The organism is Acidovorax sp. FW305-C-20-28, from assembly GCF_058783375.1.
The window spans coordinates 226792-250598 of the sequence record NZ_JBYSYM010000006.1 but is presented as its reverse complement, the minus strand read 5'-3'; the positions used below and the strand labels follow the sequence as shown (position 1 = coordinate 250598).

The following is a 23807-nucleotide window of genomic DNA, read 5'->3' as shown; positions in this document are numbered from 1 at the left end:
GTTGAGGGAGTCGTCAGTATCTACAACGATGCTCTTGAACGCCAGGTTTTACGGGGATGAAATTCAACAGCCTGCTAACTTGGGTCGAGTGCGATGCGTTCCAAGCCCGCGTCCGACAAACGCAGTGTTTCCAGCCGCGGGGGCAATGCGGCAGCATCCCAGTCGCTCAGCACCACGCGGGTGAGGCCGGGGGCGAGGGCGTGCTCTGCGGGCCGGTGGGTGTGGCCGTGCACCAGAGTGGCGGCCTGGGCGGCCTGCAGCCAGGCGAGGGTGGCGGGGGCGTCCAGGTCGGCGTAGGCGGCGCCCGATTGCTTCTTGTTCTCGCTCTCCTGGCGGATGCCGCGCGCCTGGGCACGGCGCATGGCCAGGGGTTGCGAAAGAAAGGCCTGCTGCCAGGCGCTGCTGCGCGCCTGCACGCGAAAGCGCTGGTAGTCCACGTCGTCCAGGCACAGCAGGTCGCCGTGGCTGAGCACGATGCGCTGGCCATCGAAGACCAGCACCGTGGGGTCAGCCAGGCCGGTCATGCCGGTGCGCTGCAGAAAGGCCGGGCCGGCCAGGAAGTCGCGGTTGCCGTGCATGAAGTACAGCGGCAGGCGCTGCGAGGCGGCGAACAGTGCGGCGCAGCCCTCGGCCTCGAAGCTGCCGGGCTCGTCAATGGCATCGTCGCCCACCCAGACCTCGAACAGGTCGCCCAGGATGAACAGTGCATCGGCGCTGGTGGTCTGCAGGTAGTGCCGGAACGCGGCCACCGTGGCGGGCTCGCTGGCCTGCAGGTGCAGGTCCGAAATGAAATCGACCGTGCGCCAGTGCGAGGGAGCGATGAGCTCCTCGAACCGGGGCACGGTCGTGGTCACGGGGTGACGCGGCGTACGCTGCAGATTACAGCGCGACTGCCTTCTCGATGATCACGTCTTCCTTTGGCACGTCATCGTGGAAGCCCTTGCGGCCGGTCTTCACGGCCTTGATCTTGTCCACCACGTCGGCGCCCGAGACCACCTTGCCGAAAACGGCATAGCCCCAGCCCTGGGCCGAGGGAGCGGTGTGGTTCAGGAAGCCGTTGTCGGCGACGTTGATGAAGAACTGGGCGGTCGCAGAGTGCGGATCGCTCGTGCGGGCCATGGCCACGGTGTAGTTGGCGTTCTTCAGGCCGTTGTTGGCTTCGTTCTGGATCGGGGCGTCGGTGCCCTTTTGCGACATGCCGGGTTCGAAGCCGCCGCCTTGCACCATGAAGCCGAGGATCACGCGGTGGAAGATGGTGTTGTTGTAGTGGCCCTTGTTCACGTAGGCCAGGAAGTTCTCCACCGACTTGGGCGCCTTGGCGGCGTCGAGTTCGAGGGTGATGACGCCGTAGCCGGCGATGTGCAGTTCGACTTGGGGGTTGCTCATGGCAATGCTTTCTTCAGAAAAGGGGTGGAGGGGTCGCCGGTCACTTCACGACCGTGGCCGAGGTGATGACGATGGAGGTGGTGGGCACGTTGGCATGGCCGCCCTTGTTGCCGGTGGCCACGGCCTTGATCTTGTCGACCACTTCGGTGCCGCTCACGACCTTGCCGAACACGGCATAGCCGTGGCCGTCGGGGCTGGGGGCGTTCAGGCTGTCGTTGTTCTTCACGTTGATGAAGAACTGCGCGGTGGCCGAATCGGGAATGGACGTGCGCGCCATGGCCACGGTGTAGAGGTCGTTCTTCAGGCCGTTCTTGGCTTCCAGCGGGATGGGCGAGCGCGTGGGCTTTTGCTGCATCTCGGGCGTGAAGCCGCCGCCCTGGATCATGAAGCCGTCCATCACGCGGTGGAAGATGGTGCCGTCGTAGTGCTTGGCGTTCACGTAGGCCAGGAAGTTCTCGACCGACTTGGGCGCCTTGGCGGGGTCGAGTTGCAGCACGATGTCGCCCATGGAGGTGGCGAGCTTGACCTTGGGGGCGTCCTGCGCCTGGGCCGGGGCGATGCCGACGAGGGCGGACAGTGCGATGCTGGCCAGCGACAGGGCCGCGTTTCTCTTGGAAATCATCCAATCACTCCTTCAAAGAATATTTGCCATTGCTGGCCCTTGCGTTTCCAGTACTGGCGCTTGACGGGGCCGGTGCGTGCGCCTTCGGCGACTTCGCCGAACGTTACCACCATGGTGTCGGCGGCGTCTGTCCAGCGCAGGTAAGACCTGTCCTTGAGCTGTATCTCGCGGCCCTTGAGGGCGCGCGTCTCGGCCTGCAGCACGCTGGTCCATTCGGTCAGCGGCTTTTGCCGGTAGCTCTGGAAATCGGGCGCATAGAAGCTGGTCAGCTTGGCCATGTCGCCCTGCGACTTGGCGCTGCGCCAGGCGTTGAGCACGGCCTCGAAGGCCTTGCGCTCGGCCTGCACGCTGTGCGCGGCCACCCACTGCAGCTGGCGGGCGATCACCACGGGGGTGGAGCGGGGCTCCACCTGGCGCAGGATGCGCTCCAGGTCGGGGTTGGCCAGCACCACGCAGCCATCGGTGGCCAGTGGTGCGCGCGCGAACTGGTCGGGCGGCGTGCCGTGCAGCCAGATGCCGCTGCCGGTCTTGCCCCGGCTCTGGTCCAGCGGGTTGGGGTAGTTGATGGGCAGGGCCCCGGCGCCGTAGAAGTCCTTGAGCGTGGCGGGGTCCAGGCGGCTGGTGATGAAGTAGACCCCGAGCGGCGTGCGCTGGTCGCCTTCGACCAGCTTTTCGATGCCCAGCTTGCCGACCGAGGCGTAGTAGTCGGCCACCAGCCTGAGGCCCTTGTCGGTGTTCTCGAACAGGTACAGGCGCGAGCGCGAGGCGTCGATGGCGATCGCATGGCGCGAGCGCGAGGACAGCTCCAGGAACTGGGCCGGAATGCGGTCAGCGCCCGGGCGGTTCCTGTGGGCCTGCACGCGCTGCAGCGATTCGGTGCGCAGCTCGTCGAGCATGCCGCCGGCCTCGGGGGCGCGCGCGGCGTCGGTCTCGGGCACGTCGCCGAGCTTGCGCACGGGCCGCACGCGGGCGTTGAGCAGGTCACCCAGGGCCAGTTGGGCCAGCTGGAAGTTGGGGTAGTCGCGCGCCAGGCTTTCTGCGCGGGCCAGGGCCTCGCGGCCGCGGCCTTCGCCGGTGAGCTGGTAGACCTCGAGCAGACGGGTTTCGGCCTGGCCGTCGCGCAGCGCCTCGGGGGCCTTGGCGGGCTTGGCCGAGGCGCCGGTGCGCATGCGCGCCTGCGGGTTCTGCGCGAAGGCGGGCAGGGCCTGCGCGGCGCAGGCCATGGCAATGACAAAGGCCGCCGTGCGGCGGCCCCAGGGGGACGGCTCCACCATCATGTCCGTGCGTCGTTCAGGGGCTGGTGTGTTGGCCAGCCCACGCGGTGGTGGGCACCGTCGCCATGTCGTGCATGCCCATCAGCCGCCGGTGGATTCCCGCACGATGGCCCAGCGGCCGCCGTTCTGCACCAGGTCCAGCGTCTTGCGGCTGGTCACGTTGAGTGCGTCGGCGCTGTAGGCCTGGCGAAAGCGCGCCGTGGCCTTGTTGCCGCTCACGCTCACGGTGATGTCGGAGACCTGCACCGCGATCTTGGACTTGCCCACGATGCGCGCTTCGCGCTCTTTCTCCCAGGCGGCGCGGGTCTGGCGGCCTGGCGGGTCGAAGTCCTTGTCGTAGGCGCCCAGGTAGGCCTTCATGTCCTTGGCGGCCCAGGCGGCGGCCCAGGCCTGCACGGCGGCGGTCACGTCCTGGGTGGCGGCCGCTGCGGCCGCGGGCGCAGCAGGGGCTGCTGCCGCAGGTGCCGGGGCCGCAACGGCGGGGGCTGGTGCAGGCGTGGGCGCCGCAGCGGGCGCGGGTGCTGGTCCGGCAGGGGCTGCTGCCGGGGCGGGCGCCGGACGCTGGGTGGCCACCACGGCAGGGGCCGGTGCAGGGGCTGCGGCGGCAGGGCGCTTGCCCGCCGGGTCGGCCGAGAACAGCTCGCGGATCAGCGCCAGCTTGGGCTTGACGGAGTTGGCGTTGGTCGCATCGAGTTGCAGCGCCTTGTTGTAGGCCTGGCTGGCCAGCTTGGCGTAGATGTCGCCCAGGTTCTCGTGCGCGGTGGCGTAGCTGGGGTTGGTGCGGATGGCCATCTCCAGCGCGGTGCGGGCCTTGTCCAACTGGTTCTGGTTGGCGTAGAGCACGGCCAGGTTGTTGTAGGGCTCGGGCAGCTCGGGGTATTCCTCGGTCAGCTTGGTGAAGGTGGCGATGGCCTCGGTGGGCTTGCCCGAGTCGGACTGGGCCACGCCGCGCAGAAAGCGCAGCTGCGGGTCACGCGGGTTGGCCGCCAGGCGCTGGTCGGCCTTGGCCAGGGCTTCGCCCGCCTTGCCGGCCTTGAGCAGTTGCGTGATGTCCGCGTAGTCGTCGGCCGCATGCGCGAGACCGGAGCCGATCAGGGCGGTCAGGGCCACCAGGCGCAGGAGTCGGGGGAGGGTGCGGCTAACGGGTTGCTTCATGAGGGTATGGAAGGTGTTTGACAGCGTCGGACCCTGGCGGGGCTTATACTGCGGCGGATTGTAGCTGAGGGGGTGGTCATGACGGTGCGCTGTTGCCGCTGGTGATTTCGATGGGCGCCCACGCTGGGTGCGCCCCTGTCGGGGCCTGTTTCCCGCTGCTGCCGGGTGAACAGGCTTCACCCACACCCCCCTGCCGATTTCCCCAGACTGACATTCCATGAGCTTGCGCATCTACAACACGCTGTCGCGTGAGTTGGAGAACTTTTCCCCGCTCGAACCTGGCCATGTGCGCATGTATGTGTGCGGCATGACCATTTACGACCTGTGCCACATCGGCCACGCCCGCATGATGATGGCCTTCGACGTGGTGCAGCGCTGGCTGCGTGCCAGCGGCCTGCGCGTGACCTACGTGCGCAACATCACGGACATCGACGACAAGATCATCAAGCGCGCGCTGGAGCGCGGCATCACCATCCGTGCGCTCACGGACGAGATGATCGCCGCCATGCACACCGACATCGCGGCCCTGGGCATCGAGCCGCCCTCGATCGAGCCGCGCGCCACCGAGTACGTGCCGCAGATGCTCTCGCTGATCGGCACGCTCGAAAGCAAGGGCCTGGCCTACCGCGCCAGCAACGGCGATGTGAACTACTCGGTGCGCAAGTTCGATGGCTACGGCAAGCTGTCGGGCAAGTCCATCGACGAGCTGCGCGCGGGCGAGCGCGTGGCTGTGCTCGACGGCAAGGAAGATCCGCTTGATTTCGTATTGTGGAAGGCCTCCAAGCCCGAGGAGCCGCCCGAGGCCAAGTGGGACAGTGCCTTCGGCTCGGGCCGCCCCGGCTGGCACATCGAGTGCTCGGCCATGTGCGGCGCCACGCTGGGCGAGACCTTCGACATCCACGGTGGCGGCATGGATCTGCAGTTCCCGCACCACGAAAACGAGATCGCCCAGAGCGAAGGCGCCAACGGCAAGCCCCTGGCGAAGTTCTGGGTGCACAACGGCTTCGTGCGCGTGGACAACGAGAAGATGAGCAAGTCGCTCGGCAACTTCTTCACCATCCGCGAGGTGCTGGCGAAGTACGACGTCGAGACGGTGCGCTTCTTCATCGTGCGTGCCCACTACCGCAGCGCCCTGAACTACAGCGATGCCCATCTGGACGACGCGCGCAATGCCCTGAAGCGCCTGTACACGGCGCTCAGCCTGGTGGCGCCAGCGCCCGTGACCGCCATCGACTGGGCCGACCCCTATGCCGCGCGCTTCAAGGCCGCGATGGACGAGGATTTCGGCACGCCCGAGGCCATGGCCGTGCTGTTCGAACTGGCGGGCGAGGTGAACAAGACGCGCTCGGTTGAGCTGGCCGGCCTGCTCAAGGCCCTGGGCGGCTGCCTGGGGGTGCTGCAGGGCGATCCGCAGGCGTACCTGCAGTGGATGCCTCCTAAGGTGGTCGTGGCAGGTGGCGTTAGTGCGCTGGAAATGGGCGACATATCCGTGGTTTCCGGTCCGCCGTCCAAGGAATACATCGCTGAGCAGATCGCCGCGCGTGCGGCCGCCAAGGCCGCCAAGAATTTTGCCGAGGCGGACCGCATACGCCAGGTGCTGCTGTCCCAGGGCATCGTGCTCAAGGATTCGGCCGCCGGCACCACCTGGGAGGCGGCCCAGTAAGAGCGAGCGGCCCACAAACCATTCTGGCGTCGTTGCTGCGCCGAGTTTTGTGGTTCGCTCCAAGCGATAGATAGACAGACAGATAGCGATAGCCCGTCAGAGATAGTCAGATAGATAGAACAACCAAGATCCGCATGCCCCCGAACGAAGAACGAATGAACGCACACGAGAACAAGAAGAACAACCAACATGGCTGCGGTACGCAAAAAAATGGCTAAAGAAGAACTGTTGGCCCCCGAGGTCGCCGCCGTTGCTGCGGCCGTTGCCGTTTCCGCCGCGGCCGATTCGTCGTCTGCCGCTGCCAAGGTCGTGGTGCCATCCACGCCCACCTACTGGGCCGAGGCCTGCAAGCACCTGATGAAGAAGGACCGGGTGATGAAGCGCCTGATCCCGCAGTTCGGCGACGCCGCGTTGCAGACCCGGCGCGATGCCTTCACCACGCTGGCGCGCTCCATCGTGGGCCAGCAGGTCTCGGCGCAGTCCGCCCAGGCCGTGTGGGAGCGCTTTTCCAAGCTGCCGCGCGGCATGAAGCCGGCCAATGTGCTCAAGCTCAAGGTGGACGACATGCGCGCGGCCGGCCTGTCGGCGCGCAAGGTGGACTACCTGGTGGACCTGGCCCTGCACTTCGATGGCGGCAAGCTGCACGTGAAGGACTGGGCGTCGATGGACGACGAGGCCATCATTGCCGAGCTGGTGGCCATTCGCGGCATCGGCCGCTGGACGGCCGAGATGTTCCTGATCTTCTACCTGATGCGCCCCAATGTCTTGCCCCTGGACGATCCGGGGTTGATCAGCGGCATCAGCCACAACTACTTCTCGGGCGAGACGGTGAGCCGCAGCGAAGCCCGTGAAGTCGCCGAGGCCTGGCGGCCCTGGGCGAGCGTGGCGACTTGGTATATTTGGCGGTCCATGGACCCCCAACCTGTGGTCGCGTTCTGAGCTTTCAGACAGGCGTCAAGCAAAACTCGTAACGCGTCGGTTACAGTGCGTGCCTCATTCATGGCACGTGCCCCGGGCGCGACCCAAGGAGAACTACGTTGGCGAAAAAGACCTTTCTGGATTTCGAGCAGCCGATTGCCGAACTCGAAACCAAAATCGAAGAGCTGCGCTACGTGCAGACCGAGAGCGCCGTCGACATCTCGGAAGAGATCGACCAGCTGAGCAAGAAGAGCCAGCAGCTCACCAAGGACATCTACGCCGAGCTGTCGCCCTGGCAGATCACCAAGATCGCCCGCCACCCCGAGCGCCCCTACACGCTCGACTACGTGCGCGACATCTTCACCGACTTCGTCGAGCTGCACGGCGACCGCCACTACGCGGATGACCTGTCCATCGTGGGCGGCCTGGCGCGTTTCAACGGCCATGCCTGCATGGTGCTGGGCCACCAGAAGGGGCGCGACACCAAGGAGCGCGCCATGCGCAACTTCGGCATGAGCAAGCCCGAGGGCTACCGCAAGGCCCTGCGCCTGATGAAAACGGCCGAGAAGTTCAAGCTGCCCGTGTTCACTTTCGTGGACACGCCTGGCGCCTACCCCGGCATCGACGCCGAGGAGCGTGGCCAGTCCGAAGCCATCGGCCGCAACATCTTCGAGATGGCGCAGCTCGAAGTGCCCATCATCACCACCATCATCGGCGAAGGCGGCTCGGGCGGCGCGCTGGCCATCAGCGTGGCCGACCAGGTGGTGATGCTGCAGTACGCCATCTACTCGGTGATCAGCCCCGAGGGCTGCGCCTCCATCCTCTGGAAGACCAGCGAGAAGGCCCAGGAAGCGGCCGACGCCCTGGGCATCACCGCCCACCGCCTCAAGGCCCTGGGCCTGGTGGACAAGATCGTCAACGAACCCGTGGGCGGTGGTCACCGCGACCACAAGCAGATGGCCGCCTTCTTGAAGCGCGCCCTGGGCGATGCCTTCCGCCAGGTGGCGGACCTCAAAACCAAGGACCTGCTGGAGCGCCGCTACGAGCGCCTGCAGAGCTACGGCCGCTTCAGCGACACCAAATCCGAGCGCTGAGCGCCCTTCTGGATGCAGCCAACGGCCCTTTCGGGCCGTTGTTTTTTTTGCGCTCTGTGCCGAGGGCCAGTAGCGCATCACCCGTAACCGGATGTAGCATGGCCGGATCGCCCGCCGTGGCGCGGGTGGATCGAAGGGGGCTGCGCATGTCGTTCCTGAAGACGCTCAAGGGCCAGATCCTGCTGGTCTCGGTGGCCTGCCTCGTGGCAGGCCTGCTGGCCCTCACGGTGGCCAATTACCTCACGGCCCGATCCCAGGCGTACGCCTCGCTCACCGCGCAGTCGCAGGCCCTGGCGCACAGCCACATCGAGACCTTGCGCGACTGGGCGCGCGGCAAGGCCACTGTGGTCGAGTCGGCGGCCGCCGCGCTCGACGATGCCGACGCCGCCAAGCCACTGCTCATGCTGGCCAAGGCCGGCAACTTCCTGACCACCTACTTCGGCTATGCGGACAAGCGCACGGTGTTCTCGGAAAAGCAGAACCTGCCGCCCGACTACGACCCCACCGGGCGGCCCTGGTACAAGCAGGCGGCCGATGCGCAGGCCACCATCCTCACGGCGCCGTACCCTGATGCGGGCGGCGCCGGCCTGGTGGTCACCTTTGCCAAGGCCGCTCGCGAAGGCGCAGGCGTGAAGGCCGTGATGGCGGGCGATGTGTCGCTGGCGGCGGTGGTGGCCAATGTGGCGTCCATCAAGCCCACGCCCGCAAGCTATGCCTTTCTGGTGGGGAGCGACGGCAACATCATCGCCCACCCCGAGGTGAAGCTGGCGCTCAAGCCCGCGACCGACCTGGCCCCCTCGCTCACGGCCACGGCGCTGGCCGACATGGCCAAGCGTGCCGACCTCAATGCCGTGGACCTGCAGGGCCGGGCCATGCTGCTCACTGTTGCGCCCGTGACCGGCACGCCCTGGCTGCTGGCGATTGCGCTGGACCGCGGCGAGGGGCTGGCCGCTATCCGCACCATGCTGCAGGTGTCACTGGGCGCAGGCATCGTGGTGCTGCTGGTGGCCCTGGTGGTGCTGGCAGGCATCCTGTCGCGGCGGCTGCGCCAGCTGACCCTGGTGCGCGATGCCATGCACGAGATCGGCGCGGGCGACGGCGACCTGTCGCGCCGCATCGACGCGCAGGGCGAGGACGAGCTCGCGCAGATTGCCGCCAGCTTCAACAGCTTTGCCGGCAAGCTCGCGGGGGTGCTGGCGCAGATCCGCGATGCCAGCAACTCGGTGCGCGTGGCGGCCGAGGAGATCGCCACGGGCAACCACGACCTGAGCGGGCGCACCGAGCTCACCGCGTCGAGCCTGGAGGAGACCTCGGCCTCCATGCAGCAACTGACCGAGACCGTGCGCCACAACGCCGATGCCGCGCGCCAGGCCAACCAGCTCGTGGCCCAGGCCTCCAGCGTGGCCCAGCACGGTGGCACGGTGGTGGGCAATGTGGTGAGCACCATGGACGAGATCAACGCCGCGTCGCGCAAGATCAGCGACATCATCGGCACCATCGACGGCATTGCCTTCCAGACCAACATTCTGGCCCTGAACGCCGCGGTGGAGGCGGCGCGGGCCGGCGAGCAGGGCCGCGGCTTCGCCGTGGTGGCCAGCGAGGTGCGCAGCTTGGCACAACGCAGCGCCGAGGCGGCCAAGGAGATCAAGCTGCTCATCAGCGCCTCGGTCGGCCAGGTGGAGAATGGCTCGCGCCTGGTGCACGATGCCGGCGCCACCATGACCGACATCGTGAACTCGGTGCAGCGCGTGACCGACATCATGGCCGAGATCACCGCATCGACCAACGAGCAGAGCACCAGCATCAACGAGGTCGGCCAGGCCGTCTCGCACCTGGACCAGATGACGCAGCAGAACGCCGCGCTGGTGGAAGAGAGCGCGGCCGCGGCGCAAAGCCTCAAGGACCAGTCGGTGCGCCTGTCAGAGGTGGTGGGCACCTTCCGGCTGTCGGCCGATGGCGGCGCGCACGGGGCGCCGCGGCTGTCTGCTCCGCAGTGAGCGGCCAGCGATAATCGGCGGCCATGCGCTGCCGCCTGCACTCCCTTGCCATTCACCACGTGCCCTCCCCCGCGGGCCGGGTGCGGGGGCTGCACGCATGACGCAATCGCTGGAGGCCGCCATCGCGGCCTTTGCGCCCGCGCTGCCGCTGGCCGTTGGGCTGAGCGGCGGGGCCGATTCCACCGCGCTGCTGCTGGCCTGCGCGCGGCGCTGGCCGGGGCAGGTGCGGGCCATCCATGTGCACCACGGCCTGCAGGCAGCGGCCGATGGCTTTGAGGCGCACTGCGTGGACCTGTGCGCGCGCCTGGCGGTGCCGTTGGCCGTGCAGCGCATCGACGCCCGTCCGGCACCCAGCCAGAGCCCTGAGGACGCGGCGCGCCAGGGCCGCTACGCCGCCCTCGATGCGGCCCTGCTGCAGGCGCCGGCCGTGCAGGGCACGGCATCCATCGCGCTGGCCCAGCATGCCGACGACCAGGTGGAGACGCTGCTGCTCGCCCTGTCGCGTGGTGCCGGTGTGGCGGGCCTGGCCTCCATGCCCGCACAGTGGCAGCGTGCGGGCCTTCCCTGGCACCGCCCGCTGCTGCGCGTGCCGGGCCAGGCCGTGCGCGACTGGCTGCGGGGGCAGGGCGAGCGCTGGGTGGAAGACCCCACCAATGCTGATCTGCACTACACGCGCAACCGCATCCGCGCGCAGGTTCTGCCCGTGCTCGAAGCCGCGTTCCCCGCGTTCCGGGATACGTTTGCGCGCTCTGCCGACAACGCCGCGCAGGCCAGCGCGCTGCTCGACGAGGTGGCCGTGGCCGATCTGGCCCAGGTGGGTGTGCCGCCGCAGTTGGCCGCGCTGCAGGCCCTTGGCCGCGCCCGCCAGGCCAATGTGCTGCGCCACTGGTTGCGCAGCGTGCACCACACCACGCCCACGGCGGCGCAACTGGCCGAGCTGCTCGGCCAGGTGGCGGCATGCACCACGCGCGGCCACCGCATCCGCATCAAGGTGGGTTCCGGCTACGTGGTGCGCTCGGGGCCCGGGCTCGATTGGTACAATCCCCAGGTTTTGGTCCCTGGGGACTGATCCGTGTCGCCCTGATGAAACCGCCCCGGTTTGGCAGGAATCGCACGGAACAGGCCCTGCTTTCCCATCTGCACGAAAAACAGCGGCGCGCCAAAACAGTGTCCAACCGGCGCCGTGGCAAGTGTTTCGTCACCCCAGAAATCCAATGGCATTGATCGTTCACAAATACGGCGGCACGTCGATGGGCTCCCCGGAGCGCATCCGCAACGTCGCCAAGCGCGTGGCCAAGTGGGCCCGCGCAGGCCACCAGATGGTGGTCGTGCCCAGCGCCATGAGTGGCGAAACCAACCGCCTGCTCGCCCTGGCCAAGGAACTCGCTCCCCCGCGCGCCACCGAGGCCTACAACCGCGAGCTGGACATGCTGGCCGCCACCGGCGAGCAGGCCTCCTCGGCCCTGCTGGCCATTGCGCTGCAGACCGAAGGCATGGGCTCGGTGAGCTACGCCGGCTGGCAAGTGCCGATTCGCACCGACAGCAGCTACACCAAGGCCCGCATCGAATCCATCGACGACCAGCGCGTGCGCGCCGACCTGGCCCAGGGCAAGGTCGTGATCGTCACGGGTTTCCAGGGCATCGACGACGAAGGCAACATCACCACGCTGGGCCGTGGGGGATCGGACACCTCCGCCGTGGCCGTGGCCGCCGCGATGAAGGCCGATGAGTGCCTGATCTACACCGACGTGGACGGCGTGTACACCACCGACCCGCGCGTCGTGCCCGAAGCGCGCCGCCTGCACACCGTCAGCTTCGAGGAAATGCTCGAAATGGCCAGCCTGGGCAGCAAGGTCCTGCAGATCCGCTCCGTGGAATTTGCAGGCAAGTACAAGGTGCCCATGCGCGTGCTGTCGAGCTTCACGCCCTGGGACATCGACATCAACGAAGAAGCCAAGTCCGGCACGCTGATCACTTTTGAGGAAGACGAAAAAATGGAACAAGCCGTTGTATCCGGCATCGCATTCAACCGCGACGAGGCCAAGATCTCCGTGCTGGGCGTGCCCGACAAGCCAGGCATCGCCTACCAGATCCTGGGTGCCGTGGCCGATGCCAACATCGAAGTCGACGTGATCATCCAGAACCTGAGCAAGGACGGCAAGACCGACTTCAGCTTCACCGTGAACCGCGGCGACTATGCCCGCACCGTGGACCTGCTCAAGGAAAAGGTCGTGCCCGAGCTGGGTGCCCAGGAAGTCGTGGGCGACGCCAAGATCTGCAAGGTCTCCATCGTGGGCATCGGCATGCGCAGCCACGTCGGCGTGGCCAGCAAGATGTTCCGCGTGCTGAGCGAAGAGGGCATCAACATCCAGATGATCTCGACCTCGGAAATCAAGACCTCGGTCGTGATCGACGAGAAGTACGTCGAGCTGGCCGTGCGCGCGCTGCACAAGGCGTTCGAGCTGGACCAGCCTGCCGCCTGAGCACCATCCGACCCCAACTCGGCTGAAGTGCTCCAAAAATGGGGCATAATAGCGGGATTGGAAACGTGACCGAGTGGCCGAAGGTGCTCCCCTGCTAAGGGAGTATGGGGTGTAGAGCCTCATCGAGGGTTCGAATCCCTCCGTTTCCGCCAAACATGAACCCCAAGTGATTTTTGATCGCTTGGGGTTTTTTGTTGGGCGGGCACCAGGAATGCGTGACCAGGCTTGAACAAGGCGTTCGGAAGGCCGGAGTCGGCCTGGCATGGCGAGGTGGTTGGAAGGGTATCGGCGCCGCTGCCGATCTGCAAGGCGCGGATGCAGGGGGTGGATTCCCTAGCGAAACAGCACGAACCACAGCAGCGGCCCTACGACCAGGGCACAGGCGCCGCTCAGGACGGCTTCGGCTTTCGGGGTGAAGCGCCCCGAGGTCTGGGCGACCTGCTGAACCAGCCAGCCTACACCGCTGCTCAATGCAAGCAGGTAGGCCAGGTTCAACACGCCGACCAGGGCCACGGAAGCCCGTGGCATGTCCATCGCCGCAAAGGCGATGGCTGGAACGAAACAGATGGCCACCACGATCCAACGCATGGTTTCCCCCTTTCTGAACGCGCTTCATTGTCGGCAGCAGGCGGGCTTTTGACCATCACCGATTCGGGGGATGGGGGCATACCAAGACGGTGGGCGTACCCCGGGCGCCTGCCCGTTCCCGCTGGCAAATGGGTACATTTCTCAGTGACCCGCACCCTGCAGGGCAGAAAAGCGGTGGTACAGACAAGGAACCCGAGGGAATGTTGAAAAGCAAGTTCATGCGCTGGCTGCTGCTGTTGCCCGCTGCTTTTGCCGCCGCCTTTGTGGCGCAGCGCCTGACCAAGTTCATCAGTGCCTGGCAGATGGGACACGGTGTACTGGGTACGCTGCTCATCGAGCTCGGTTCCGGCGCGATGCTGGGGGCCGTGTTCGTGCTGGCCGGGGTGGCGATGGCGCCCTCGCACCGCCGGCAGGTGGCGATGGCCTTGTTCACCATCGTGGCCATTGTCTTCGGGATCACCGTGTTCACCGCGCTGCTGTTCGAAGGCGAACTGTGGGTCTATGCGAACGGCACGGCCATGCTCGGTGGCGCGCTGATGGTGGCCTACCCGCGGATTTCGGCCTCCGGCGCATCGCGCAGGGCGTAGGGCGTAGGGTCGGTGTGGCCCTGGGCGAGGCGGCGCTGGCATGCCTGGTGGCAAGAAAAAACTTGCCAGCCGGGGGCAGGAAGCGCAAGGTAGCGTCAGAGAGCATTTCCTCCACGTGTCTGCGCGCTGCAAGATCCACACAAGAGCGCGTGCAGCGGGGCCTGTAAGGGCCTGTAGGGCTGGCGGGGAGGGATGGGCAAATTACGCGGTAAACCGGCCTTGGCCGGTGGATTTTGCGCATGCGCGCCCAACGTAGGGAGAACTTCGCGATGATGAATTTCCTGCAGAGCTTGTCCATCAGGGCGCGTCTGGCCATTGGCTATGCCGTCCTGGCCTGTGCCCTTGTCCTCGTCGCGGTCATGGGCATACGGGGCCAGTCGATCACCCAGGGCAATCTGGAGAACCAGGTCAACCACCTGGATGTGATCAAGGGCCTGGGCAGCAGCGTGCTCGATGCGGCCAACGCCCGCGCGGTGGCCGCCCGCAACTTGGTGATCACCAGCACGCCGGCCGATGCGGCAGCCGAGGTCAAGCTCATCGCCGCGGCCCACGAGGGGGTGGGTAAGGGCATCCAGAAGGTCGACGAGGCCCTGAAGGCGGCCCAGCCCGAGGTGGCCGAGCCGCTGCGCAAGCTGCTCGGCCAGATCCAGGCGACCGAGGCGGCCTACGGCCCGATTGCGCTGGAGATCACGCGCCTGGGCAGCGTGGGCGAGAAGGACGCTGCCATCAAGAAGATCAATGCCGAGTGCCGCCCGCTGCTGGTGCGCCTGGTGGGGGACATCAACGCCTTTCTCGCCGAGGGCGACCGGATCAGCCAGCAGGCCAGCGAGCAATCGATGCGCCAGTTCGAATCGCTGCGCATGCAGCTCATCGTGCTGAGCGTGGTGGTCGTGGCGTTCGCCGTGGTGCTTGGCTACCTGACCACGCGTTCCATCGTCGGGCCGCTGCGCGAGGCCGGTGCGGCGACGCAGGAGTTCGCCCATGGCAATCTGGCGCGCCCGCTGGTGGCCCATGGCAAGGACGAGATCGCCTCGCTGGTCGGCGCGATGGAGGGCATGCGCCGCAGCCTTTCGGAGTTGGTGGCGGGGGTGCGCGAGGGCTCGGTGAGCGTGTCCACCGCCAGCTCCGAGATCGCCCAGGGCAACCACAACCTGTCCACCCGCACCGAGCAGCAGGCCAGTGCCTTGCAGCAGACGGCAGCGTCGATGGAGCAGCTGGGTTCCACCGTGCGCCAGAACGCCGACAACGCGGTCAACGCCAACAGGCTGGCGCATTCGGCCTCCACCATTGCCCAGCAGGGCGGGGAGGTGGTGGCGCAGGTGGTGGAGACCATGAAGGGCATCAACGACTCCAGCCGCAAGATCAACGACATCATCAGTGTGATCGACGGCATCGCCTTCCAGACCAATATCCTGGCGCTGAATGCGGCCGTGGAGGCGGCGCGCGCGGGCGACCAGGGGCGCGGCTTTGCGGTGGTGGCCGGCGAGGTACGCACCCTGGCCCAGCGCAGCGCCCAGGCGGCCAAGGAGATCAAGCAGCTCATCACCGAGAGCGTGGGCCGCGTGGAGCATGGCTCGGCGCTGGTGGACAAGGCCGGCACCACCATGGACGAGGTGGTGGCCAGCATCCAGAGCGTGACCCGCCTCATGGGGGAGATCAGCTCCGCCAGCACCGAGCAGAGCTCGGGCGTGTCGCAGGTCGGCGAGGCGGTCACGCTGATGGACCAGGCCACGCAGCAGAACGCGGCCCTGGTCGAGGAGATGGCGGCAGCCGCCTCCAGCCTGCGCGCGCAGGCCGACGACCTGGTGAGGTCGGTCTCGGTGTTCAAGATCGAGGGCAGCGGGCAGCAGCGATTGCTGCTGCACTGAACATGCCCCGGCCGGCGCGTTCCCGCGCCGGGGACGGCGCGGGCCGGGCCTCCGGGCTCAGCCGCCCGCGCCAAGCATCTCCTGCAGGCGGCGCTTCTCGGCGTCGCTCATGCCCAGGTATTCGTCCTGCACCTGCGCCCGGGTCTTGGCCGGGGCCGTCTTGGGTTCCGGCAGCGCGATGCCGCGCGAGAGCAGGGCCAGGGTGCCGTCCTTGCGGGCCGCCTCGATCTCGCCGAGCACCTCGCTGCGCTGGCGGCTGCTGGCCTGCTGGTGGTCGGGGTGCTGGGTGTAGCCGATCTCGCCGCCGGCCGCGTGGTAGACCGCCGAGGCCTGGGCCGGGGCGGCGATGGCCAGGGCGGCCAGTGACAGGAAGAGGGCGTTGCGTGCGGTGGTCATGGTCAAGGTCCTTTCGTTGGGTTGCCGGGTTGGATGGATGGCCTCACTGTAGGAAGCCGCCACCGTCCAAACCCCCACGCGCAGATGACGAATTTGTAATGCGTGCGCGGGCCCGGTTCTTCGACAATCCGGGCATGAAAATCCTGCTCATCGAGGACGAGGCCAAGCTCGCGCAGTACCTGCGCAAAGGGCTCACCGAGGCGGGCCATGTGGTCGATGTCGCGCACGATGGCGTCGACGGCCTGCACCTGGCGCTCGAAGGCGACTACGCCGTGCTGGTGCTCGACGTGATGCTGCCCGGCATCGACGGCCTGAGCCTGCTGGCGGCCTTGCGCAAGACGCGCCAGACCCCCGTGCTCATGCTCACCGCCCGCGTGGGCGTGGACGACCGCGTGCGCGGCCTGCAGACGGGGGCCGACGACTACCTGGTCAAGCCCTTCGCGTTTTCGGAGCTGGTGGCACGCATCGAGGCCATCACGCGCCGCAGCCAGGGCGGTGCGCAGGCAGGCCAGACCGAGGCCGTGCTGCAGCTGGCCGACCTGGAGCTGGACCTGCTGCGCCGCAAGGCCACGCGCGCGGGCCAGCGGCTGGACCTGACGGCGCAGGAATTCCTCTTGCTCACCCTGTTCCTGCGCCGCCGGGGCGAGGTGCTGTCGCGCACCGAGATCGCCTCGCAGGTGTGGGACATGAATTTCGACAGCGAGACCAATGTCGTCGAGGTCGCCGTGCGCCGGCTGCGCAGCAAGATGGATGTGCCCTTTCCCACGCCGCTGCTGCACACCATCCGCGGCATGGGCTATGTGCTGGAGGAGCGCGCGCCATGATGGCGCCGCCTGCGCTGGCGCACCGCTCGCTGCGCAGCCGGCTGTCGTGGTGGCTGGCGGTGCAGAGCCTGGCCGGGCTGGGCGCTGTCTGCCTGGTGGTCTACCTGGTCACGGCGGCGGGTTTTGCCGCGCGGCAGGAAGATGCCCTGCAGCAGAAGGAAGGCATCCTGCGCCACCTGCTCACGGACAGCGAAGGGCACCCCGCTGCCACCCCGCAGGCCCGCCACCCTCTGGACGACTTCCTGGCGGGGCACGAGAACTTCCGCCTGCTGGTCACCACCGGCGACGGGCGGCGGGTGTACCCCGGTGCGGCCGAGGCGGCGCCACTGGCTGCCGCGCGCGAGCTGCGCTTCGAGGTGGCACGCGGAGCCGAAGCCCCGCTGCAGGTGCAGCTGCGCATGGATGTGCAGCCCGACCAGGCGCTGCTGCGCCGCCTGGCCATCACGCTGGCCCTGGCGGCATTGGCCGGCACGGTCGTGGTCTCGCTGGGCGGCTTTGTGCTGGTGCACCTGGGCCTGGCGCCCGTGCGCCAGATGGCGGCGCAGACGCGCGAACTCTCGGCGCGCACCCTGCACCAGCGGCTCGATGGCACGGGCCAGCCGGCCGAGCTGCAGCCGCTGGTCGGGCAGTTCAACGCACTGCTGGGCCGGCTGGAAAAGGCCTATGCCCAGATGGAGGGCTTCAACGCCGATGTGGCGCACGAACTGTGCACGCCCTTGGCCACGCTGCTGGCCAACAATGAGCTGGCGTTGCGTTCATTGGGGCGCGGCGGCGGGTCTGCAGGGGAAGCGGGTGAGGTGGCCGAGGTGCTGGCCTCCAACCTGGAGGAACTGCAGCGCATGACCGGCATTGTCAACGACATGCTGTTCCTCTCGCAGGCCGACCGCGGTGCCCAGGCGCGCCGCGTGCCGGTGGCCAGCCTGGCGGCCGTGGCCGCGCAGGTGGCCGACTACCACGAGGCGGCGCTGCAGGAGGCGGGCCTCACGCTGCAGGTGGTCGGCGATGCGGCTGGCGCTTTCGATGTGCCGCTGCTGCACCGCGCCCTGTCCAACCTGATCGGCAATGCCACGCGTTACGCGCTGGCCGGCAGCACGGTGCGCGTGTGCCTGGCACAACGGCCCGATGGGGCGGTGGAACTGGGGGTGGAAAACCGCGGACCCGATGTCGACCCCCAGGTGCTGGCGCGCCTGTTCGACCGCTTCTACCGCGCCGACCCCGCGCGCAGCCACAGCCAGGCCAACCACGGCCTGGGCCTGGCCATCACCGACGCCATTGCGCGCATGCATGGCGGACGCACGCTGGCCACATCGGCGCAGGGCGTCACGCGCATCGGGCTGGAGCTGGCCTGCGGCTGAGGCGGTGCGTCAAAAACTGGCGATGTCCGCCAGCTTGTGCGTGCACACGGAGGCCCAGGTGGCCTCGAACACCCGTGCGGTCTTGCGACTGTCGATGGCCAGGAGTTGCGGATCACCCGAGACATAGAAACGTTGGAATCCTTGCTGCGCGCCGGACGCGCTGCCTGTGTCGACCTCGCCGCACAGCATGTGCAGGGGGCCGGAGCTCACGAACAGCCTGCGGTACTGGGCGGCCTCCGGCACCGGGATGCGCGCCTTGAGTGCTTCCTTGGCGCTGGCGAGAAAGCGCACGTAGTTACCGGCCTGGATGTCCTCGCGCTGCGCAGCGCGCGCCTGCAGGCCCGCGAGCAGGTCGCCGCTGGCCACTTTGCCGTTGTTGGTGATGGAGGTGATCCGGTGCTCTGCCCGGCTCAGGTTGCAGTACACCGGCTGTTTGCCGGGCAGGGCCGGCCAGGCCACGGACATCTCGCTGGCGGAGGAGGTCTCGGCGCTTTCGGCTGCCTCGGCTTCGCGCCCTTGGGCGACGGTGATCAAGCGGGTGCACATCCGTACCGCCTCGGCCAGGGTCAGCGGCGGCAACGGGCTGGCGGCCGTGGCCGCAGTGGCTGCCACGGTCGGTGCGGGCGGGGCGGCGGGCGCTGCTACCGGCTGTGCAGCGGCTGGCGTCGCCGCGGGCTGTCGGGTGGCTTCCTTGAAGCAGGCCAGCCGCTTCTTCGCGTCGGGCAGCCGGTTGCAAGCCTCCAGCAGCAGGTCCGAGGGCTGTGCGCTTGCGAGCGTGGTGGCTGCGGCCAGGGCCATGAGGATGGCGCTGCGCCAGAGGGCATGGTGGGGCATGGGCGTTTCGTGGTCCTGGGCGGCCGGGGGCTGAATTTTAGGGCCACGCCACCACCGGTGGTTTGTATGATGGGTGCCACTGCGCCGCAGATGGCGTGGGGCAAAGCGAGGCAGGTATGCGGGGGAGCGGAATGCGGCGATTCGGTATGGCGGGCTGGTGCTGGGCGGTGCTGCTGGGCAGCTGTCCGGTGGCCTGGGCTGCACCGCCGCTGAAGATGCGGGGGGGGCTTGAAATCCAGCTGGACGATGCCGTCGCCCGCCGTGCCCTGCTGCGCGCCCGCCTCACAGCCGACCCCACGGCTGCCGATGCCGACCTGCTGGGCCATGAGATCCAGGCGCTCAACCAGTCCGTGCGGCAGACCGAGCGTGCGCTCAGCTATGCGCCCACGGTGCCTGTGTCGGCAGAGCCCTTCGATCCGGTCTACCGCGGTCCGGTGCCCGCAGCCGCGAAGCCGGCCGCCCGCATCAAGTCCGCCATCTGGACCGCGCTGACGGAGGACGAGCGCGTGGCCATTGCGTCGCGGTGGCGGGTCGAGCTGCTGCACGCGGGTCGGTACGGATGGATTGCCGATGCCCAGACGGTGGACGAGTCCACGCCCGGCACCACCGGCGGGGCTTATACGGGCGCCATGCTGGGCCAGGCCGCGTACATCGACCGCGCGTTTCGCCCCGGCAACAACTACTCGGCCGGCGTGCAGGTGCTTGCGGGTGTACTCGGTGCGGTGGCCGGTTCGTCGATGGACCGGCCGCCTGCCCCGTCGTTCCGCACGCGCTACCACGTGCGCACGGAAGACGGCCGCATGGTGGTGGAGGACCAGAGCCGCAGCGATCCCTTCCGCATGCCCTTGTCCACCTGTGTGGAGCTGCCTTCCTTGTCCGACAGCGACCCCTCGCTGTGTTCGCAGACCATCGAGATGGTCCGCAGCAAGTACCTTTAGGCAGTGGCCACGGCCTACTGGCTCGCCGTGATCCCCCCGTCGATGTACAGCACCTGCCCGGTGACGAACGAGGCGGCAGGGCTGGTGAAGAACACTGCGGCGCCGGCCACGTCCTTGGGGTCGGCCACGCGGCCCAGGGGGATGCGGCCCAGCACCTGGGCGCGGGTCTCGGGGTTTTCCAGCCAGTGGCGGGCCATCTCGGTGCGCACCACGGTGGGCGCGATGCCGTTGACGGTGATGCCGTGCGGCGCCAGCTCGCTCGCATGCTGGCGGATGAGCAGGGTGAGTGCGCCCTTGCTCGCGCAGTAGGCCGAGTAGCCGCGCCCGCGCAGGCCCAGCTGGGAGCGCACCGAGGAGAGGTGCACCTGGGCACCGCCCCGACCGCCCGCGATCTGGTGGCGTGCCGTGGCCTGGGCCAGGAACATGGCGGACTTGAGGTTGACCTGCATGACCTCGTCGAAGGCTTCCTCGGTCACCTCCAGCAGCGCCTCTTCGCGCTGCATGCCCACGCAGTTGGCAAGGATGTCCAGCCGCCCGAAGTGCGCGGCGACCCCGTCCACGCTGTCACGGATGCTTTGCACGGAGTGCGCGTCCATGGCCAGGCCCAGGGCCTGATGGCCCGCTGCCTGCAGTTCGGCCGCCAGCGCCTGCGCGCGCGCAGCGTCGCGGCCCGAGACGGCTACTTTCGCACCCGCCAGCGCCAATGCCCAGGCGATGGCCTCGCCGATGCCTCCGTAGCCGCCCGGCACATAGGCCACCTTGCCGGCCAGGTCGAACAATCCGGAAAGCTCTTGGGTGAAGGCGATGCGCGGCGTGATGCCTTGGCCAGGGGTGTTGTCGTTGCCTGCCATGCGTCAGTCCATCAGCAGGCCACCGTTGAGATCGATGATCTCCCCGGTGATGAAGCCGGCCAGCGGCGATGCAAGAAAGCGCACTACGTGGGCGAATTCCTCGGGCTCGCAGAAGCGCCCCACGGGGATGTCGCGCAGCAGCTTCTGGCGCTGCTCTTCGTCGAGCTGCTCCGTGATCATGGGCGTCTTCACATAGGCCGGCGAGATGCCGTTGGCCGTGACGCCGAAGGGTGCGAGCTCGCGCGCCAGCGAAAAGGTCAGCGAGGTCATGGCGCCCTTGGAGACGGAGTACGCCGTGCCCGCGGTGAGTCCGCCGGTCTTGGCCGCGAGCGAGCAGGTGTTGATGATGCGGCCGAAGCGCCGCGCCTTCATGGCCGGCACCACGCACTGCGCCAGGTAGAAGGCGCCGTCGAGGTTGGCGCCCAGCACCTGGCGCCATTCGGCGGGGCTCGTCGCTTCGGACTTGTTGTTGGAGAGCACGCCGGCATTGTTGAGCAGGATGTCTACCGGCCCCAGGGCGCGCACGATGGCGGCATGGCCGGCCTGCACCGCCTGCGCGTCGCTGATGTCGAATGCGAAGGGCAGGGCGCGCGGGCCCAGCGCCGTGGCCAGGTCGGCCGTGCGCTGCTCGTTCACGTCCACCAAGGCCACTTTGCAGCCGTCTTCGAGCAGCACCTTCACGGCCGCCAGGCCCATGGTGCCTGCGGCACCTGTGACGATGGCCACCTTGTCTTTCAGGGGTTCAGACATCCAGCACACTCTTCTTTCCGAACAGGCCGCGGGAGCGGAAGGTCACCACGGCGATGAACAACAGGTACATGGACATCAGCGACCATTCCGAAGCATACGCCCCGGTCAGCCCCACGACCATGCCCACCATGAGGCCGGCGATCACGGCCCCCCAGAGCGAGCCCACGCCGCCCAATACGATGATCAAAAAGGCGGGCACCACCGCATCCACCCCCACGTGCGGGCGTATGCCCCAGATGGGCGCCATCACCACGCCGGCAATTGCCGCGAGGCCCACGCCGATGCCGAACACCAGCAGGCGCAGGCGCTTCAAGTTGATGCCCAGGGCGCGCACCATCTCGCTGTCGTGCGCGCCGGCCTTGATGATGGCGCCATAGGGCGTGCGTTCCAGAAACAGCCACAGCGCCCCGATCATCAGCACCGCGAAGCCGCTGGCGAAGAAGCGGTACTTCGAATAGATCAGGTCGCCGAGCAGGAAGGCGCCCGAGATCGCGGCCGGCAGGGCCAGCTGCTTCTCGTTGGAGCCCCACACCAGGCGGATGGTCTCCTCGATCACCAGGGCCGCGCCAAAGGTCAGCAGCAGGCCGTAGAGCGGGTCGCGCCCGTAGGTGCGGCGCATGCAAAGCTCCAGCAGCATGCCGAACAGGCCCACGAACACCGGCGCCAGCAGCAGCGCCACCAGGTAGCGTGTCTCGATGGGCAGGGCCATGTACCAGGCCTGCAGGCCCGGGAACCAGCCCAGCTGCGGCGAGACGAAGAACAGCGCGACGTACATGCCCAAGGCGAACAGCGAGCCGTGCGCGAGGTTGATGGTTTCCATGACGCCGACGATGAGCATGAAGCCCAGCGCGATCAGCGCGAACAGCAGCCCCAGCGAGATGCCGTTGACCAGGTGCGGCAGCAGTTGAAAAAGCCAGTCCATGGGGGTCCTAGGGTTCGAAGATGGGGGTCGCTGCGTACGACTCGAGTTGACAGGTGCGCAGGCTGTCGCGGTCCTGCACCTCGTCGGGCCGCTGCTGGCCCAGGATGCGGAAGCTATCGTCCGGCTCGCGCGGCTGGGTGTTGTAAGCGGCCATGTAGATGGTCTGCTGCAGCTGGTGCGTGGCGGGGTTCATCCATGCTTCATGGTGCTGCATGCGCTGCGCGGCCGGGATGCGCAGCGCCTCCAGCTCCTTGATGAGGCGGATGTTGTGCGTGCTGCCCACGCGCTCGATGGCGCGCAGCAGCTCGCGCGTGGCCATGTAGCCGTTGTAGAAGACATTGCCCGGCTTGCGGATGCGGTAGCCCGGGTTGGCCTTGGCATAGCGGGCGTTGAACTCGGCCACCCCGGCCAGGCGCAGGCCCCAGTACCACGTGGTGCCGAAGATGCCGAACAGCACCTCGGGCCCGGCACCGTAGACGTCGGGCCAGTCCTGCTGGTTGTTGATCCAGCCGAAGATGCGGTCCATTTTGGCGGTGCGCACCTGCTCGCGCAGGGCCTTGACGTCGTCGCCGCCCACGGCAGTGGCGATCACGCCCGGCTTGATCTGCTGGATGCGCTGCAGCTGGGTCGAGAAATCGCGCGTGTTCTGGGGCACCACCATCTCCTGCACGATGGTGCCGCCGTTGCCCTCGACGATGGCGCGGATGCCCTGGGCGGTGGTGCGGCCCCAGGCATAGTCGCTGGTGATGAGCGCCCACTCGCGGCCGAAACCGGTCATGGCGCCGCGCACGATGGAGGTCGAGAAGTTCGTGCCATTGCCGTCCCAGACGAACTTGGTGCGGTGGCAGTCCTTGCCGGCCTCGGTGGGCGAACTCGAATTGGTGTTGAAGTAGATGCAGCCGTGCCGCTGCGCCACCGTGGAGATGGCGCTGGCGGCGCCGGAGTGCACGGCACCGACCAGGAAGGCGCAGTCCTGCTGCTCCAGCATGTGGCGCGCCACGGCGGTGGCCTTGGCCGGATCGCCGCCGGTGTCGGCGTGCACCGTTTCGATGGGGCGGCCCAGCGCGCCGCCGCGTTCGTTGGCCTCGTGCACCGCCATCAGGATGCCGCGCTGCTCGTCCTGCCCGCTGGCGCCGTACTGGCCGGTGTCGTCGGTGGTCAGCCCGATGCGCAGCGGCTTCTTGCCGCGCGCCTGGGCCCAGGCATGGTGGAGCTGCCAGGGCCCCATGGCGCCGAGCACGGCCGCCGCCGTGCCGCGGACCAGGCGCCGCCGGTTGATGCTGGTGCTGCTGCTCATGGCGC

23 protein-coding genes and 1 tRNA gene are annotated in these 23807 nt (G+C 67.9%); 12 read left to right on the top strand and 12 right to left on the bottom strand.

Features of this window, described 5'->3' with window-relative positions; all coding sequences use genetic code 11:
• Positions 1–74: 74 nt before the first annotated feature.
• The 5 genes from AC3WOH_RS10180 to AC3WOH_RS10160 all read right to left on the bottom strand — a co-directional run bounded on the left by AC3WOH_RS10180 (position 75) and on the right by AC3WOH_RS10160 (position 4437).
• A complete protein-coding gene (locus AC3WOH_RS10180; protein WP_492229236.1) occupies positions 75–854 on the bottom strand; it encodes a UDP-2,3-diacylglucosamine diphosphatase in 780 nt (259 codons plus the stop codon).
• Positions 855–879: 25 nt separating this feature from the next.
• Positions 880–1386 carry a peptidylprolyl isomerase gene (locus AC3WOH_RS10175; protein ID WP_492229235.1) on the bottom strand — a complete coding sequence of 169 codons (507 nt, stop codon included), beginning with the start codon at positions 1384–1386 and terminating at the stop codon, positions 880–882.
• Positions 1387–1426: 40 nt separating this feature from the next.
• On the bottom strand, positions 1427–2008 hold the full coding sequence (locus AC3WOH_RS10170) for a peptidylprolyl isomerase (protein WP_492229234.1): 582 nt from the start codon (positions 2006–2008) through the stop codon (positions 1427–1429).
• Positions 2005–3285, bottom strand: coding sequence for a L,D-transpeptidase family protein (locus AC3WOH_RS10165; protein WP_492229233.1), 1281 nt, complete (start codon positions 3283–3285; stop codon positions 2005–2007). The genes AC3WOH_RS10170 and AC3WOH_RS10165 overlap by 4 nt, the downstream gene beginning before the upstream one ends.
• A gap of 78 nt (positions 3286–3363) precedes the next feature.
• A complete protein-coding gene (locus AC3WOH_RS10160) occupies positions 3364–4437 on the bottom strand; it encodes a L,D-transpeptidase Cds6 family protein (RefSeq protein WP_492229232.1) in 1074 nt (357 codons plus the stop codon).
• Positions 4438–4654: 217 nt separating this feature from the next.
• On the opposite strand from AC3WOH_RS10160, the gene cysS reads away from it, so the two are divergent.
• The 7 genes from cysS to AC3WOH_RS10125 all read left to right on the top strand — a co-directional run bounded on the left by cysS (position 4655) and on the right by AC3WOH_RS10125 (position 12744).
• Positions 4655–6100 (top strand): cysteine--tRNA ligase, encoded by a 1446-nt coding sequence (gene cysS / locus AC3WOH_RS10155; protein WP_492229231.1) that lies wholly within the window; start codon positions 4655–4657, stop codon positions 6098–6100.
• A gap of 210 nt (positions 6101–6310) precedes the next feature.
• Positions 6311–7039: a DNA-3-methyladenine glycosylase family protein gene (locus AC3WOH_RS10150; protein ID WP_492229230.1), complete on the top strand. Its 729-nt coding sequence runs from the start codon at positions 6311–6313 to the stop codon at positions 7037–7039.
• A gap of 98 nt (positions 7040–7137) precedes the next feature.
• Entirely contained in the window at positions 7138–8112 is a 975-nt protein-coding gene (locus AC3WOH_RS10145) for an acetyl-CoA carboxylase carboxyltransferase subunit alpha (RefSeq protein WP_184861296.1), read from the top strand.
• A gap of 146 nt (positions 8113–8258) precedes the next feature.
• Positions 8259–10109 (top strand): methyl-accepting chemotaxis protein, encoded by a 1851-nt coding sequence (locus tag AC3WOH_RS10140; RefSeq protein WP_492229239.1) that lies wholly within the window; start codon positions 8259–8261, stop codon positions 10107–10109.
• A gap of 97 nt (positions 10110–10206) precedes the next feature.
• Positions 10207–11178, top strand: a complete 972-nt coding sequence (gene tilS / locus AC3WOH_RS10135; protein WP_492229229.1) for a tRNA lysidine(34) synthetase TilS — start codon at positions 10207–10209, stop codon at positions 11176–11178.
• 145 nt (positions 11179–11323) lie between these two features.
• Positions 11324–12592 (top strand): aspartate kinase, encoded by a 1269-nt coding sequence (locus AC3WOH_RS10130; RefSeq protein ID WP_492229228.1) that lies wholly within the window; start codon positions 11324–11326, stop codon positions 12590–12592.
• A gap of 59 nt (positions 12593–12651) precedes the next feature.
• Positions 12652–12744 (top strand) — tRNA-Ser (locus AC3WOH_RS10125).
• Positions 12745–12925: 181 nt separating this feature from the next.
• Here the strand turns inward: AC3WOH_RS10125 and AC3WOH_RS10120 are convergent.
• Complete coding sequence (locus AC3WOH_RS10120; RefSeq protein WP_184861304.1) at positions 12926–13180, bottom strand: hypothetical protein; 255 nt, start codon at positions 13178–13180, stop codon at positions 12926–12928.
• Positions 13181–13380: 200 nt separating this feature from the next.
• Here AC3WOH_RS10120 and AC3WOH_RS10115 point away from each other — a divergent pair, with 200 nt between their 5' ends.
• Both AC3WOH_RS10115 and AC3WOH_RS10110 read left to right on the top strand, forming a co-directional pair.
• On the top strand, positions 13381–13767 hold the full coding sequence (locus AC3WOH_RS10115; RefSeq protein ID WP_492229227.1) for a hypothetical protein: 387 nt from the start codon (positions 13381–13383) through the stop codon (positions 13765–13767).
• A 239-nt stretch (positions 13768–14006) separates the two neighbouring features.
• Complete coding sequence (locus tag AC3WOH_RS10110) at positions 14007–15635, top strand: methyl-accepting chemotaxis protein (protein ID WP_492229226.1); 1629 nt, start codon at positions 14007–14009, stop codon at positions 15633–15635.
• A 57-nt stretch (positions 15636–15692) separates the two neighbouring features.
• On the opposite strand, the gene AC3WOH_RS10105 is transcribed toward AC3WOH_RS10110, so the two are convergent.
• Positions 15693–16031 (bottom strand): DUF4148 domain-containing protein, encoded by a 339-nt coding sequence (locus AC3WOH_RS10105; protein ID WP_492229225.1) that lies wholly within the window; start codon positions 16029–16031, stop codon positions 15693–15695.
• A gap of 134 nt (positions 16032–16165) precedes the next feature.
• Between AC3WOH_RS10105 and AC3WOH_RS10100 the strand changes: the two genes are divergently transcribed.
• Positions 16166–16855: a heavy metal response regulator transcription factor gene (locus AC3WOH_RS10100; RefSeq protein ID WP_492229224.1), complete on the top strand. Its 690-nt coding sequence runs from the start codon at positions 16166–16168 to the stop codon at positions 16853–16855.
• Positions 16852–18210 carry a heavy metal sensor histidine kinase gene (locus tag AC3WOH_RS10095; protein WP_492229223.1) on the top strand — a complete coding sequence of 453 codons (1359 nt, stop codon included), beginning with the start codon at positions 16852–16854 and terminating at the stop codon, positions 18208–18210. Before AC3WOH_RS10100 ends, AC3WOH_RS10095 begins: the two co-directional genes overlap by 4 nt.
• Before the next feature lie 9 nt (positions 18211–18219).
• Here the strand turns inward: AC3WOH_RS10095 and AC3WOH_RS10090 are convergent, their stop codons facing one another.
• Entirely contained in the window at positions 18220–19044 is an 825-nt protein-coding gene (locus AC3WOH_RS10090; protein WP_492229222.1) for a hypothetical protein, read from the bottom strand.
• A 131-nt stretch (positions 19045–19175) separates the two neighbouring features.
• Between AC3WOH_RS10090 and AC3WOH_RS10085 the strand changes: the two genes are divergently transcribed.
• Complete coding sequence (locus AC3WOH_RS10085; RefSeq protein ID WP_492229221.1) at positions 19176–19982, top strand: hypothetical protein; 807 nt, start codon at positions 19176–19178, stop codon at positions 19980–19982.
• A 14-nt stretch (positions 19983–19996) separates the two neighbouring features.
• Here the strand turns inward: AC3WOH_RS10085 and AC3WOH_RS10080 are convergent, their stop codons facing one another.
• From AC3WOH_RS10080 to AC3WOH_RS10065, 4 genes are read right to left on the bottom strand one after another with little or no spacing between them, the layout of a single operon-like run.
• Positions 19997–20833, bottom strand: coding sequence for an SDR family NAD(P)-dependent oxidoreductase (locus tag AC3WOH_RS10080; RefSeq protein ID WP_492229220.1), 837 nt, complete (start codon positions 20831–20833; stop codon positions 19997–19999).
• 3 nt (positions 20834–20836) lie between these two features.
• Positions 20837–21583, bottom strand: a complete 747-nt coding sequence (locus AC3WOH_RS10075) for an SDR family NAD(P)-dependent oxidoreductase (RefSeq protein ID WP_492229219.1) — start codon at positions 21581–21583, stop codon at positions 20837–20839.
• On the bottom strand, positions 21576–22505 hold the full coding sequence (locus AC3WOH_RS10070; protein ID WP_492229218.1) for a branched-chain amino acid ABC transporter permease: 930 nt from the start codon (positions 22503–22505) through the stop codon (positions 21576–21578). The genes AC3WOH_RS10075 and AC3WOH_RS10070 overlap by 8 nt, the downstream gene beginning before the upstream one ends.
• A gap of 7 nt (positions 22506–22512) precedes the next feature.
• A complete protein-coding gene (locus AC3WOH_RS10065) occupies positions 22513–23802 on the bottom strand; it encodes an ABC transporter substrate-binding protein (RefSeq protein ID WP_492229217.1) in 1290 nt (429 codons plus the stop codon).
• Positions 23803–23807: the final 5 nt, after the last annotated feature.

What these genes read in the sequence shown, in the direction of transcription:
- cysS (WP_492229231.1), top strand. Translation starts at nt 4,655, where the DNA reads ATGAGCTTGCGCATCTACAACACGCTGTCGCGTGAGTTGGAGAACTTT.
- AC3WOH_RS10165 (WP_492229233.1), bottom strand. Translation starts at nt 3,285, where the DNA reads ATGATGGTGGAGCCGTCCCCCTGGGGCCGCCGCACGGCGGCCTTTGTC.
- AC3WOH_RS10070 (WP_492229218.1), bottom strand. Translation starts at nt 22,505, where the DNA reads ATGGACTGGCTTTTTCAACTGCTGCCGCACCTGGTCAACGGCATCTCG.
- AC3WOH_RS10080 (WP_492229220.1), bottom strand. Translation starts at nt 20,833, where the DNA reads ATGGCAGGCAACGACAACACCCCTGGCCAAGGCATCACGCCGCGCATC.
- AC3WOH_RS10115 (WP_492229227.1), top strand. Translation starts at nt 13,381, where the DNA reads ATGTTGAAAAGCAAGTTCATGCGCTGGCTGCTGCTGTTGCCCGCTGCT.
- AC3WOH_RS10175 (WP_492229235.1), bottom strand. Translation starts at nt 1,386, where the DNA reads ATGAGCAACCCCCAAGTCGAACTGCACATCGCCGGCTACGGCGTCATC.
- AC3WOH_RS10095 (WP_492229223.1), top strand. Translation starts at nt 16,852, where the DNA reads ATGATGGCGCCGCCTGCGCTGGCGCACCGCTCGCTGCGCAGCCGGCTG.
- AC3WOH_RS10140 (WP_492229239.1), top strand. Translation starts at nt 8,259, where the DNA reads ATGTCGTTCCTGAAGACGCTCAAGGGCCAGATCCTGCTGGTCTCGGTG.
- AC3WOH_RS10090 (WP_492229222.1), bottom strand. Translation starts at nt 19,044, where the DNA reads ATGCCCCACCATGCCCTCTGGCGCAGCGCCATCCTCATGGCCCTGGCC.
- AC3WOH_RS10170 (WP_492229234.1), bottom strand. Translation starts at nt 2,008, where the DNA reads ATGATTTCCAAGAGAAACGCGGCCCTGTCGCTGGCCAGCATCGCACTG.
- AC3WOH_RS10150 (WP_492229230.1), top strand. Translation starts at nt 6,311, where the DNA reads ATGGCTAAAGAAGAACTGTTGGCCCCCGAGGTCGCCGCCGTTGCTGCG.
- AC3WOH_RS10110 (WP_492229226.1), top strand. Translation starts at nt 14,007, where the DNA reads ATGCGCGCCCAACGTAGGGAGAACTTCGCGATGATGAATTTCCTGCAG.
- AC3WOH_RS10075 (WP_492229219.1), bottom strand. Translation starts at nt 21,583, where the DNA reads ATGTCTGAACCCCTGAAAGACAAGGTGGCCATCGTCACAGGTGCCGCA.
- AC3WOH_RS10105 (WP_492229225.1), bottom strand. Translation starts at nt 16,031, where the DNA reads ATGACCACCGCACGCAACGCCCTCTTCCTGTCACTGGCCGCCCTGGCC.
- AC3WOH_RS10130 (WP_492229228.1), top strand. Translation starts at nt 11,324, where the DNA reads ATGGCATTGATCGTTCACAAATACGGCGGCACGTCGATGGGCTCCCCG.
- AC3WOH_RS10160 (WP_492229232.1), bottom strand. Translation starts at nt 4,437, where the DNA reads ATGAAGCAACCCGTTAGCCGCACCCTCCCCCGACTCCTGCGCCTGGTG.
- tilS (WP_492229229.1), top strand. Translation starts at nt 10,207, where the DNA reads ATGACGCAATCGCTGGAGGCCGCCATCGCGGCCTTTGCGCCCGCGCTG.
- AC3WOH_RS10120 (WP_184861304.1), bottom strand. Translation starts at nt 13,180, where the DNA reads ATGCGTTGGATCGTGGTGGCCATCTGTTTCGTTCCAGCCATCGCCTTT.
- AC3WOH_RS10100 (WP_492229224.1), top strand. Translation starts at nt 16,166, where the DNA reads ATGAAAATCCTGCTCATCGAGGACGAGGCCAAGCTCGCGCAGTACCTG.
- AC3WOH_RS10065 (WP_492229217.1), bottom strand. Translation starts at nt 23,802, where the DNA reads ATGAGCAGCAGCACCAGCATCAACCGGCGGCGCCTGGTCCGCGGCACG.
- AC3WOH_RS10085 (WP_492229221.1), top strand. Translation starts at nt 19,176, where the DNA reads ATGCGGCGATTCGGTATGGCGGGCTGGTGCTGGGCGGTGCTGCTGGGC.